General features: G+C 64.6%; 9 protein-coding genes. 6 read left to right on the top strand and 3 right to left on the bottom strand.

The annotated features are described in order from the left end of the window. Positions 1–27 precede the first annotated feature (27 nt). From GJ699_RS03745 to GJ699_RS03720, 6 genes are all read left to right on the top strand, one after another. Positions 28–519: an Hcp family type VI secretion system effector gene (locus GJ699_RS03745; RefSeq protein ID WP_154373276.1), complete on the top strand. Its 492-nt coding sequence runs from the start codon at positions 28–30 to the stop codon at positions 517–519. 90 nt (positions 520–609) lie between these two features. Then, the gene (tssE, locus tag GJ699_RS03740) at positions 610–1,077 is read left to right on the top strand and encodes a type VI secretion system baseplate subunit TssE (protein WP_154373274.1); all 468 of its coding nucleotides are present in this window, start codon (positions 610–612) and stop codon (positions 1,075–1,077) included. Further along, positions 1,074–3,668, top strand: coding sequence for a type VI secretion system ATPase TssH (tssH, locus tag GJ699_RS03735; RefSeq protein WP_154373272.1), 2,595 nt, complete (start codon positions 1,074–1,076; stop codon positions 3,666–3,668). Before tssE ends, tssH begins: the two co-directional genes overlap by 4 nt. A gap of 9 nt (positions 3,669–3,677) precedes the next feature. Further along, positions 3,678–4,538, top strand: coding sequence for a type VI secretion system protein TssA (gene tssA / locus GJ699_RS03730; protein ID WP_154373269.1), 861 nt, complete (start codon positions 3,678–3,680; stop codon positions 4,536–4,538). Between the two features lie 103 nt (positions 4,539–4,641). After that, a complete protein-coding gene (locus GJ699_RS03725) occupies positions 4,642–6,339 on the top strand; it encodes a methyl-accepting chemotaxis protein (protein ID WP_154373267.1) in 1,698 nt (565 codons plus the stop codon). Positions 6,340–6,360: 21 nt separating this feature from the next. Further along, positions 6,361–6,993, top strand: a complete 633-nt coding sequence (locus GJ699_RS03720) for a tRNA-uridine aminocarboxypropyltransferase (protein WP_154373265.1) — start codon at positions 6,361–6,363, stop codon at positions 6,991–6,993. Here the strand turns inward: GJ699_RS03720 and GJ699_RS03715 are convergent. The 3 genes from GJ699_RS03715 to GJ699_RS03705 are packed head-to-tail and all read right to left on the bottom strand — an operon-like array spanning position 6,977 to position 12,371. After that, positions 6,977–9,934 carry an Hsp70 family protein gene (locus tag GJ699_RS03715; protein ID WP_154373263.1) on the bottom strand — a complete coding sequence of 986 codons (2,958 nt, stop codon included), beginning with the start codon at positions 9,932–9,934 and terminating at the stop codon, positions 6,977–6,979. The genes GJ699_RS03720 and GJ699_RS03715 overlap by 17 nt on opposite strands. Then, the gene (locus GJ699_RS03710) at positions 9,931–11,775 is read right to left on the bottom strand and encodes an Hsp70 family protein (RefSeq protein WP_154373261.1); all 1,845 of its coding nucleotides are present in this window, start codon (positions 11,773–11,775) and stop codon (positions 9,931–9,933) included. The genes GJ699_RS03715 and GJ699_RS03710 overlap by 4 nt, the downstream gene beginning before the upstream one ends. Then, the gene (locus tag GJ699_RS03705; protein WP_154373259.1) at positions 11,772–12,371 is read right to left on the bottom strand and encodes a DUF2760 domain-containing protein; all 600 of its coding nucleotides are present in this window, start codon (positions 12,369–12,371) and stop codon (positions 11,772–11,774) included. Before GJ699_RS03705 ends, GJ699_RS03710 begins: the two co-directional genes overlap by 4 nt. Positions 12,372–12,417: the final 46 nt, after the last annotated feature.

Below are 12,417 nucleotides of genomic sequence, written 5' to 3'. Positions count from 1 at the left end.
CCAACGACATAGAGACAGGAGCATGCAATGGCAATCGACGTTTATCTGTACATTGATGGCATCAAGGGCGAATCGAATGACGACCGTCACAAGGACTGGATCGAGTGCAAATCGGTCAGCTTCGGCGTGGAGCAGCCGAAATCCGCCACCGCTTCCACCGGCGGTGGCCACACGGCGGAACGCTGCGAGCATCGCGATATCGTGATCTCCAAGCTGGCTGACCTGGCATCGCCGATCCTGCTGCAAACCTGCTCGGCTGGCCGCACCATCCCCAAGGCCAAGTTCGAGTTCATGCGCGCGGACGCCCAGGGTGAACGCGTTAAATACTACGAAATCGAGATCGAGAATGTGCTGATCGGCGCGGTGTCGCCGGCGGTGGAAGAAGGCGACATCCTGGCGGAAGAAGTCGCGTTCAAATTCTCCAAGATCAAGTGGAAGTACACGCAGCAGAAAATCAGCGGCGGCGCCGGCGGCAACACCTCCGGCGGCTGGGACCTGGCCAGCAACCGCATCGTCTGATCGTTCCCCCGCGCGCGCAGGTGTCTGGCGGGCCTCGCGACGCGCTTTTGGCCAGGCCGCCCGGCCTGGTCCCTTTTCGAAAGCATCGCAATGAACGGCTTTACTCCCGGCCTGCTGGACCGTCTGCTCGGCACCAGCCGCAACGATCGTGGCATGACGCTGGAACAGCTCAAGGACAGCGTCGCACGCGATCTTGAAGACTTGCTCAACACCCGCTGCGCACTGCCCGAAGACATGCTGCGCGCCTGGCCCGAATGCGCGCGCTCCATCGTCAACTACGGACTAGTGGATTTCGCCGGCATGTGCCTGAGCAGCAGCGAAGACCGCGCCCGCATCTGCGCCGCCCTCAAGGCCGCCATCGAGCGCCATGAACCGCGCCTGCGCAATGTGCAGGCCAGACTGGAATACCAACCCGGATCGATCAACCGCGTCAGCTTTGCCATTTACGGCATGCTGGCCGGATTGCCATACACCGAAGCCGTCAGCTTTGACGCGGTGCTGCAACCGTCAACGCTGCATTACACGATCAACCGCAGCGCACGCGGAGGCAGGGCATGAATCTGAACTTGAAAACGCTGATCGGCAAATTAAATGACACCACTCGCCTGGCCGCCACTCGCGCTGCCAGCATCTGCGTGGCGCTGGGACAGTACGAGGTGGAGGTTGAGCATCTGCTCCTGGCATTGCTGGAGCAGGAGCGCTGCGACCTGGTGTTGATTGCCCGTGCCTGCGGTGTTGATCTGAGCCAGTTGGAAGCGGACCTGCATCAGGAAATCAGCCAGTTCAAGACCGGCAGCACGCGCACCCCGGTGTTCTCGCGCTACCTGCCGCTGTTGCTGGAACATGCCTGGCTGATCGCATCGCTGTCCGCGCAGCCAGCGCAGATCCGCAGTGCGCATCTGCTGGTGGCGCTGCTGACCGAGCCAGAACTGGAGCAACTGGCGCTGCGCGCCTCGGCGCAGTTCGCGCAGATCCCCATCGACGAAATCAAACACCAACTGGAGAAGTACACGCATGGCTCGCAGGAAGAGACGACCGCAGCCCCGGCATCCAACGCCGAACCGCTTGCCGACCTGGCGCAAGCGGGCAATGCGCGCACGCCAGCGTTGGACCAGTACACCACCAGCCTGACGCACCAGGCCCGCGACGGCAAGCTCGATCCGGTGATCGGTCGCGAAGCCGAAATCCGCCAGGTGGTCGACATCCTGCTTCGCCGCCGCCAGAACAATCCCATCCTGACCGGCGAGGCCGGCGTGGGCAAGACGGCGGTGGTGGAAGGACTGGCGCTGCGCGTCGCCACCGGCGAGGTGCCGGCCGCGCTGAACAGCGTGGATATCCGCACGCTGGACATGGGACTGCTGCAGGCCGGCGCCAGCGTCAAGGGCGAGTTCGAGAATCGCCTGAAGAACGTCATCGACGAAGTGAAGCAAAGTCCTCAACCCATCATCTTGTTCATCGACGAAGCCCACACCATGATAGGCGCCGGCGGCGCGGCTGGACAGAACGACGCGGCCAATCTGCTCAAGCCAGCGCTGGCGCGCGGCGAATTGCGTACCATCGCCGCCACCACCTGGAGCGAATACAAAAAGTACTTCGAAAAAGATGCGGCACTGGCGCGCCGCTTCCAGGTGGTGAAGGTGGAGGAGCCCAGCGAAGACATCGCCAGCGCCATGCTGCGCGCCATGGCGCCGCTGATGGAATGCCATTTCGGTGTGCGCATCCGCGATCAGGCGGTGACGGAGGCGGTGCGGCTTTCGCATCGCTACATCAGCGGCAGGCAACTGCCTGACAAGGCGGTCAGCGTGCTGGATACCGCCTGCGCCCGCGTGGCGCTGGCGCAGAGCGGCACGCCGTCCGCGATGGAGGACACCGCGCGCCAGGCCGAACGCATCGCGGCCGAGATCACCGCGCTGCAGCGCGAGCCGGACCTGGCACACGGCCAGCGCTTGCAGCAATTACAGGTAACGCATGCCGCGCTGCTCGAAGAACACGCGCAGCTCAACGAACGCTGGCAACGTGAGCAAGCCATTGTCGCCGCCATCGTGCGCCTGCGCGGCGAAGAAAATGGCACCGCCGAGATCAGCGCCATGAAGGACGAACTGGCGGCGCTGCAAGGCGAAACACCGCTGGTGCCGCTGGAAGTGGATGGCGCCAGCGTAGCCGCCATCGTCTCCGGCTGGACCGGCATCCCGCTCGGGAAAATGGTCAAGGACGAAATCCGCACCGTGCTGGCGCTGCAGGATGCACTGCAAGCCCGCATCCTCGGTCAGCCGCACGCGATGGCCGCCGTTGCGCAGCGCGTGCGCACCGCGCGCGCCAATCTGGACGATCCGAACAAGCCGAAAGGCGTATTCCTGTTTGTCGGCCCGTCCGGCGTCGGCAAGACCGAAACCGCGCTGGCGCTGGCTGATCTGCTGTATGGCGGCGAGCGAAAACTCATCACCATCAACATGAGCGAGTACCAGGAAGCGCACAGCGTGTCCGGTCTCAAAGGCTCGCCGCCCGGCTATGTCGGTTATGGCCAGGGCGGCGTGCTGACCGAGGCGGTGCGGCGCAATCCCTACAGCGTGGTGCTGCTGGATGAAATCGAAAAAGCCCACCCAGATGTGCTGGAGCTGTTTTTTCAGGTGTTCGACAAAGGCGTGATGGACGATGCCGAAGGCCGCGAAATCGACTTCCGAAACACCATCATCATCGCCACCGCCAATACAGGTTCGGCCACCATCATGCAGGCCTGCCTGAATCTGGACACGCCGCCGCAGCCGGAGCAACTGGAGCAGCAATTGCGGCCCCAGTTGGTCAAGCACTTCAAGCCGGCCTTCCTCGGCCGCGTGAAAGTGGTGCCGTTCTATCCGATCCCGGACGCAGTGCTGGCGCAGATCATCGCGCTCAAGCTGGATCGCATCGCGCGCCGTATCCACGAGCAGCATCACGCCGAATTCATTTACGACCCATCGCTGCTGGATGCGGTGCTGACACGCTGCACCGAAGTGGATTCCGGCGCGCGCAATGTCGACCATATCCTCAACGGCACGCTGCTGCCGGAGATCGCGCAGGCGGTCCTGGAGAAGATGGCGAAAGAAGAAGCCATCATCCGCATCAAGGCCAGCGCCGACAGAAAAGGCCAATTCAAATACCAGATCAAATAGGAGGCGCCGATGTTCAGTATCGCGCAACTGCTGCAGCCGGTCAGCCCCGAGCGTCGCTGTGGCGAAGACCTGTCCTTCAACGCCGATGTCGACGCCGTCGCCCAGGCCCGCGAATACGACGATCCCACGCTGGACCAAGGCGAGTGGGCCACCGCGTTGAAGGAAGCCGACTGGTCCTACGTCGCCAGCCGCTGCGCCGATCTGTTGGCCACCCGCAGCAAGGATCTGCGCCTGGCGGCCTGGTTGGCCGAAGCGCTGGCCCAAACGCGCGGCTTGCGCGGCCTGGGCGACGGCTACGCGGTGCTGGCCGGATTGTGCGAACAATACTGGACCGATTTGTATCCATTGGTCGATGACGGCGACTACGATCAGCGCATCGGTAACCTGTTTTGGCTACTCGCGCGCACGCCGCTGCTGGTGCAGGAATGCGCGGCTCAAACACCCACGCTGGCGGACGCCGAATACTGCCTGACGATGCTGCGCCAGCTGGAGCGCGTGGTAGATACGCAACTGGGCGCCGATGGTCCCGGTTTCAGCGCCGCGCGCGAGGCGGTGCAGGCGGTGGTCGCCAGTCTGGCGCCGCATGGCAGCTTTGTCATGCTTACCGACGATGCCGAAGCCACTGTTGGTAGCGCTGCCATGCCGCTGTCCGGCGCGCCGCAAAATAGGACGCAAGCCTTGCAGCAGCTGCGTCTGATTGCTGATTTCTTCCGCCGCACCGAGCCGCACAGCCCGGTGGCTTACCTGGCCGAGCGCGCCGCCGGCTGGGGCGAATTACCGCTGCATGCCTGGCTGAGAACCGTTATCAAGGACCCCGCCGCGCTGTCCGGCCTGGAGGAGTTGCTGGGCGCTCCGCCAGCCGTTGAATAATTGGTGCAGTGCAATGCCGAATATTTCTTTTCGCACTATAGATTGGGGGTAAATGGTGCTAGCATGAACTGGACAATCCGGACTTTTAGCCAGGGAGCCAGCTATGCAAAATCTCAAGATCGGTACCCGCCTGGGCGTAGGTTTCTCGCTTATTTTGTTACTGCTGGTTGCGATGACCTCGATAGGCATACTGCGTCTGAGCAGCGCCAGTAGCAAGACCGATGAGATGATCAACGTGAAGATCCGCGATGAACGGCTGATCGCGGAATGGGGCAAGATCATCGAAGTCAACGCCGCGCGCACCACTGGCGCGTTCATGGTCCGCGAAGCCGCCGACCAGAAAAAGCTGGAAGCGTTGATGGCCGAATCGTCCGGCCGCGCCACCCAGATCCAGGACCAGATCGGCGCCTCTCTGGATGAGGAAGAACTCAAGCCGCTGTTCAAGCAAGTGCTGGAGACGCGCAAGGCATACACCGATTTCCGCAAGTCTGTATTCGCGGCCAAAAACGCCGGTGACCTGGAAAAAGCCGCCACTATTTACGAAGGCGACATGACCCAGAGCCGCATCCGTTATCTGGGCGCGCTCAAGGCATTCGCCGACAAGCAGGGCGCACTGCTGGACGCCAGCGCGGTCGAGATCCAGCACCAATATCAGAGTGGCCGCACGCTGCTGATCATGCTGGGCCTGGCCGCGATCGCGTTTGGCGTGATCGCAGCATGGTGGATCACGCGCACCATCACGCAGCCAATCAATGAAGCGGTGAAGGTGGCGGAAACCGTATCATCGGGCGATTTGACCAGCGACATCCAGGTGCATAGCAGCGATGAAACCGGCCAGTTGATGCACGCGCTGAAGACCATGAACACCAATCTGGTCAACATCGTGGGCCAGGTGCGCACTGGCACCGAGCTGATAGCAACGGCATCCACGCAGATCGCCGCCGGCAATCAGGATCTGTCTTCGCGCACCGAGGAACAAGCCAGTTCGCTAGAGGAAACCGCATCGTCGATGGAAGAGTTGACCTCCACTGTGCGCTTCAACGCGGAGAACGCGCGCCAGGCCAATGAGCTGGCCATCAGCGCGTCGGAAATCGCCAGCCGTGGTGGTTCGGTGGTGGGCGAGGTGGTGAACACCATGGGCTCGATCACCGATTCCTCGCGCAAGATCGTCGACATCATTGCGGTCATCGACGGCATCGCCTTCCAGACCAATATTCTGGCGCTGAACGCGGCGGTGGAAGCGGCGCGCGCTGGTGAACAGGGACGCGGGTTTGCCGTGGTGGCGTCGGAGGTGCGGGTGCTGGCGCAGCGCTCGGCGGCCGCCGCCAAGGACATCAAGGGCTTGATCGACGATTCGGTGCAGAAGGTGCAGATCGGCTCCGAGCTGGTGGACAGGGCTGGCCAGACCATGGACGAAATCGTCCAGAGCATCAGCCGCGTTACGCAGATCATGACCCAGATCAGCAATGCCAGCGAAGAGCAAAGCATCGGCATCGCCCAGGTCAACGACGCCATCACGCAGATGGATCAGGTGACGCAGCAGAACGCGGCGCTGGTGGAGGAGGCGGCAGCGGCAGCGGAATCGATGCAGGAGCAATCGGCCAAGCTGGCGGACGTGGTCAGTGTGTTCAAGCTGGATGCGGCATTGTCCGCGCCAGCGCTGACGCACAAGGCGCCGGTACGGGCCAAGGCGTTGCCGCGCAAGGTGCCGGCAGTAGCGGCACCGGCCAAGCCCGCAGTCAAGGCACCTAAGAAAGTGGCCGCCACCGCCAACGAATCGGACGGCTGGGAAGAGTTCTAAGCCACGGTACAATGGCGGTCTATGACTACCGCCAGTACCGAACGTCCCGCGCGGCGCGCCCTTTGCTCCGCGTGCCTGCGCCCGCAGCAGACCTGCATCTGCCGCTGGGTGACAGCACTGCCCAATAAAGTGGAAGTGCTGATCCTGCAGCATCCCATGGAAGCGAACAATGCCAAGGGCAGCGCGCGTCTGCTGCATCTGAGCTTGCGTAACAGCCGGCTGGAAGTGGGCGAGACGTTCGACGCACAGCACCTGCAGGCGCTGTTGTCGCCCGAGCGCCGCAACGTGCTGCTATATCCGGACACGGAAGACGCCTCGCTGGACCTGGCCGCGCCGCAGCCTTTCGACAGCGCCTGGCTGCAAGATCCGGCCGGTCTGCGGCTGGTGGTGTTGGACGGTACCTGGCGCAAAAGCCGCAAGATGCTGTATCTGAATCCGCTGCTGCAAGCGCTGCCACGGCTACCGCTGCGTGACACGCCACCATCGCACTACTTGATCCGCAAGGCGCATCTGCCGGACCAATTGTCGACGCTGGAAGCCACGGTGTACGCGCTGGCGCAGCTGGAAAACGATATAAACCAATACAACCCGCTGATCGAGGCCTTCGACGGCTTCGTCGCCCAACAGGCCAGTTACGTCAGGCGATCAGTTTGAGGCCGGGTGGCAGGGCATCGCCCAGCATGCGTTTTTCGTCGGCCTGATCGAGCTGCACCACCTCGCGCACCATGGCGCTCCAGTTGGCCGGCGCGCCAACGCCTTGCAGGCGGCGCAGCACTTCGGCGCGCAGCGTGTCGTTGATGTCGCGCGAACGGTCGCCGGTCATGCGCGCCAAATGGGCGGCGGCGAAACCGGCCGGCTCCACTTTTTTCCAATCCAGCTTGAGGACTTCATCCAGCCAGGCTTCGACGGTGGCGATGTCCACCACATCGTGCGCGCTGCCGTGGAAGGGCTGGCGCGCGCCGACGCGGCTCAAGCCCCACAGGAAGCGGCCTTGCGTGGCTTCGGCTTTTGCCAGATCGGCAGCGCCGCTGCGGGTTTTGTTGGCGGCGGCTTTGCCAGCTGCTTTTGTGGCCCGCTGTAACTGGTCCAACATCCAGGCGCCAATTTCGGCTTTGTAGTTGCCGGGGATGCGCTCCAGCGAGGCGCCCAGGCGCAGCATGTCTTCCTCGCTGCCGTTGACCAGCGTGACTGGACGGCGGCCGCGCTCCGCAGCGTCGGCCTGCACGTTGAATGCGAAATCGTCGAGCACGCGCAGTTGCGCGTCCACGCTCAAGCCGCCGGAGACGCGGCGCCACAGCGTCCACCACTCGGCGCAGACTTGCGCGTCCTTGTGGTGCTGGATGCCGGTTTCGTACATGGCCCACAGTTGTTCGATGCGCCAGCCATCCAGTGGATGGCCGAAGCCGGGACGCAGGCAGTAGCCGCTCAGGTTGAGCCATGCGCGCTCGTGTTCGGACGAGCGGCGGCGGCCCTTGGCACGCTCCAGCAGCGCGTCGAATAAGCGGCGCAGCAGTGGCGTGGCCCAGCTTTCGCGGCTACCCAGCAGGTGTTCGAGCTGGCCGCGCAGTTGCTTCACTTCCTTCAATTCGACCTGTTGCGCGCGGCTACCGAAGATGCGGTCGATCTTGTCGATGGCGGCGGTGAGGCCGGCCGGCATGGCCGCATCGTCTGGCGCTTCGTTGTCACCGCCAGCCTCGCCGCGCAGCTGGAATTCGAGCAGCCAGCGTTGTTGGTCTTCCTTCGCCACGCAGTGGACTTCCAGCGTGCCGACTTCGCTCAGCGTGGCGGCCAACTGCACCGGGATTTCCTTGCGCGCGTCGGCGGCGCTGCTGTCGCGCAGGACGGTGGCGATCGGCGGCAGCTGGATGTATTCGTCCGGCTGCAGTTGCACCACGTCGCCGGTTTGTGGCGTATCGGCGGTGGAGGAGGCAAGGTGGAAGCGCACCGGGCGGCCGAGGCGCAGTGCGAAACTGCGGTCGGCCAGCAGGATTTCGCGGTTCTCGGCGGCGCCGCGCGGCAGGATGCAGATGGCGCGGCGTGGCTTGTCGGCTGGGCCGGCGTCGTCCAGTAGCAGGAAGTAGCTGCGCGCGGAGCCGCCGCCGATTACCGGCGCCTGGCCGGCCTGACCAAGCGCGTAGGCGACGCCACCCCTGGCGACGGCGACGTCGGGATTGTCGTTGTGCAGAACGCGCAGAGGTTGTTGGCGCCAGTTTGTCAGCACGGCTTCGATGCGCTGCGCGAGGGCGTCGGCATGGAACACGCCGCCGTTGAGCAGCAGAGTGTCGGGGATTGGCACCGCGTCGCTGTCTGCCGGCAGGCCGAGGGCATCGCGCATGGCGGCGGCATGCTGACGCAGGAAGTCTGCAAGGTGACGCGTGATGGCGGCATCGGCGGCGTAGGGCAGGCCGAATTCGACGATGGCGCCGCGACCGCGTTTGGCCGGTTCCTGTTGTTGGTTGAGGGGGAAGAAGCCGTCCACTACCAACGCAGCGACTTCATCGCGCGTCAGCTCGGCCGAACGCGAGCCACCGATCAGGCGCGAACCGGCGCCCAGCAGCGTGACGGTGGTACGCTCAGGCGCATCGGCCGCCAGCAGTAGCTCTTTCGCCGCGCGACAGCGCTCCGCCAACTGCGCCAGGCGACTGGCGGACAGTCGCACCGGCGGCGTGGCGGCAGCTCGCTCCGCGCTCGTAGCCGCGCCGGTTGCATCGCCTCCGCTGGCCTGCGTACTGCGAACGGGCGCGTTGGTCGCGTCGATCGCATTGCCCGCGCCGGCGCTGCCGCTGGCCGCGAGGCGCGCCTCGACGACGTGGGCGAGGGCGAGGTCCATATTGTCGCCGCCGAGGATCAGGTGGTTGCCCACGCCGATGCGGCTGATCGCCGGTTGCGCGGCACCGTCGCCGGCCGTCACCTGCATCAAACTGAAATCGGTGGTGCCGCCGCCCACGTCGCACACCAGCACCAACCGCGTATCGGCCAGTTCTGACGACAACGACGCGCGCTGGCGGAACAGCCAATCGTAAAACGCCGCCTGCGGCTCCTCCAGCAAGCGCAAGGAAGGCAAGCCCGCCATGCGCGCTGCTTCAAGCGTCAGCGCACGCGCGCCCTCATCAAAGGATGCTGGAATGGTCAATACAATCTGCTGCTGTTCCAGCGGCTGCGCGGGAAAACGCGTATTCCACGCGCTGCGCAAATGCGCCAGATACGACGCGCTGGCCGCCACCGGCGACACTTTGGCCACATCAGCCTCCGCACCCCACGGCAGAATCGGCGCGGTGCGATCCACCTGCGGATGCGACAGCCAGCTCTTGGCGCTGGCCACCAACCGCCCCGGCACCTGCGCGCCCAGCTTGCGCGCCAACTGCCCCACCACGATACGTTCATCGGAACGCCAGGGCAGCTGCAAATCGCCATCCGCCAGCTCACCCTCGGCAGGGTGATAGCGCAAGGACGGCAGCAACGCCGCCGCACCAACTTCACCGGGCGCGGTCAGCTGCTCGATCTCGAACAACTGAATCTGCGCACTCCCGGCTTCCGCATAGGCCATCACCGTATTGGTGGTGCCCAGGTCGATGCTGACGACGTATTTACTCATGCTGTGCGGACGTCGAACTCCACTTTCCAGCGCTGACCGTCATTGGCCACAGCCGCCAGTTCCAGCGTGCCTGATTCGGTCGCCAGCGCATGCAGGCGCACCTGCACCACCTCACCGGCCTGACGGCCTTCCGGCGACAGATTGGCCTGGATCTCATTCATCTCGATCAGTTCTTCCGGACCCCAGAAGTCCAGCAGATCGCCAATCTGATCCTGACGGCGCACCGAGGAACCGAAGAAGCGGAACTGCACCGGCTCACCCACCACCAGGCCGAATTCCTGATTCGGCAGTTCGATCTCGCTGCCTTCCTCCATGCCAAACGGCGCCACGCACAGCGCCTGAATCGGCGGCTCCATGCCAGGAATCGCCGGCATCGCCGATTCGATCGCCACGTAGTACGAACGCGCAGTGCCACCGCGAATCCGCACACCGGCGCCGCGCCGCACATAGCTGTAATAAGCCGCGCCGCGTGCCACCGCCAGATCAAGATCGGCACCATCCAGCATGCGCGCCGGCTCCGCGCCTTCCATGTACAGCCAATCGTTGATGGTGCCCATGATGCGCTGCGCCAGCAAGTCCGACTTGAACACGCCACCGTTGAACAGCACCGCAGTCGGATGCAGGAAAGTCGCGTCGGCGCTTTGCTTGCCGGCGTAGCCCTCCAGTTCCGCCGTCGCACCCAGCTGGCGCGCCAGGAAGGCAGCCAGATGGCGGGTGACGCCGGCGTCCTGCGCATACGGCAGGCCAAGCTGGGTCAGGCCGGCGCGCTGGCGCACCGCAGGGCGCGCAGAGGCGTCCACTTTCGGGAAGAAGCCGTCCAGGATAAAGGTCGAGACCTCATCGCGCGTCAGCTCGGTGCGGATCGAACCGCCGATCAGTTTCGAGCCACGGCTAGGCACCACGATAGGCCAGGTGGCCACGGTGGCATCGGCCAGCAGCTTTTCCTTGGCGGTGCGGCAGCCGTAGGTCAGCGCGCGCATCTGCCAGGCGTCGAGCTGGGTACCGTTGGCGGCCAGCTTGCGCGCCACCAGATGGGCCAGTGCCAGATCCATATTGTCGCCGCCGAGCAGAATGTGGTCACCGACCGCGATGCGGTGCGGTTCCAGCACGCCGTCGCGTTCCAGCACCGCGATCAGCGAAAAGTCGCTGGTGCCGCCGCCCACGTCCACCACCAGAATGATGTCGCCCGGTTTGACGTCCTTGCGCCAGCGGCCTTCGCTGCCTTGAATCCAGCTATACAGCGCGGCCTGCGGTTCTTCCAGCAGCGTGAGATTGGTGTAGCCGGCGGCGCGCGCCGCGTCGGCGGTCAATTCACGCGCGCCCGGATCGAACGAAGCGGGTATCGTCACCGTCACCGCCTGTTCACCGAACGGCGCGTCCGGGTGCGCCTGATCCCACGCCTTGCGCAGGTGGCTCAGGTAGCGGGTCGATGCGGCCAGCGGCGAGACGCGGCTGACTTCTTCCGGTGCGTCGTTAGGCAGCAGCGCCGAACGGCGATCGACACCGGGATGGCTCAACCAGCTCTTGGCGCTCGATACCAGGCGGATCGGCGTGGTGGCGCCACGGCTGCGCGCCATTTCGCCGGCCACGCCGGTCAGCTCTTCCGCGCTTTGCTGCCATGGCAGATTGTTTTCGCCGGGCGCCAGTTCGTCGGCGTGCGGCAGATACAGGAAGGACGGCAGCAGCGGCAGTTCTTCAATGGTGCCCGGCGCGGTCAGCTGCGGAATCGCCAGCACGCCGTGTTGGGTCTTTTCGCCATCGCTGGCTTGCAGGTCTACATATGACAGCGCGCTGTGGGTGGTGCCCAGGTCGATGCCGATGGCGTAACGTGGATCGCTCATAATTCCACCTCCGCCGGCGCCAGCACGGACGCGTCGTGCGCTTCCGCCAGTTTCGGCAGACGCACCTCGGCCGAACGCCAGCCGCGATGGCTCAGGGTGCCACGGAACGGCGCCTTGCCGACCACGTTGCCGGTCAGGCGCACGCTGGCGGCGTCAAAGCCTTCCGGCAGTTCAACGCGGCTGCCTTCGGCTTCGCTGCGTACCGGCTGAATGGTGAAGTGTTCTTTCAGTACCTTGGCGCAGCCTTCGTGCACCACGCGCGCGGCGGCGCCGATGTCGGCATCGGAATAGGCGCTCAGGTTTTCCTGGGTGAAGTCGATCAGGCGGGCTTCGCGCTGGAACAGCGACAGCAGTTGCAGTGCGGCGTCCGGGGTGGCGACGCGCAGCGTGATTGGTGCTGGTGCTGGAACCGGGGCGGGCGCCGGGGCAGGGGCTGGTGCGGGCGGTGCGACTGGCGCGGCGCTCGGTTGTGGGGTGTCGTCAATGCGCGTCAGGCGCGCGGCGTATTCCGCGTCGGACAGGGCGCGGAAGAAGGCGCCGATGGCGATCGAAATCCGGCTGAAAAAAGACGGCAAAGGTTGGCTCGAATTGGTCATGGTTGTGCTCACTGTGAGGTTGCCGAACGTCGCGCCGGGCGCGCGT

The sequence above is a fragment of the Duganella guangzhouensis genome (genome assembly GCF_009674535.1).
Lineage (GTDB): Bacteria > Pseudomonadota > Gammaproteobacteria > Burkholderiales > Burkholderiaceae_D > Rugamonas > Rugamonas guangzhouensis.
Note: the sequence above shows the minus strand (reverse complement) of the source record. Positions and strands in the feature narration are given on the sequence as shown.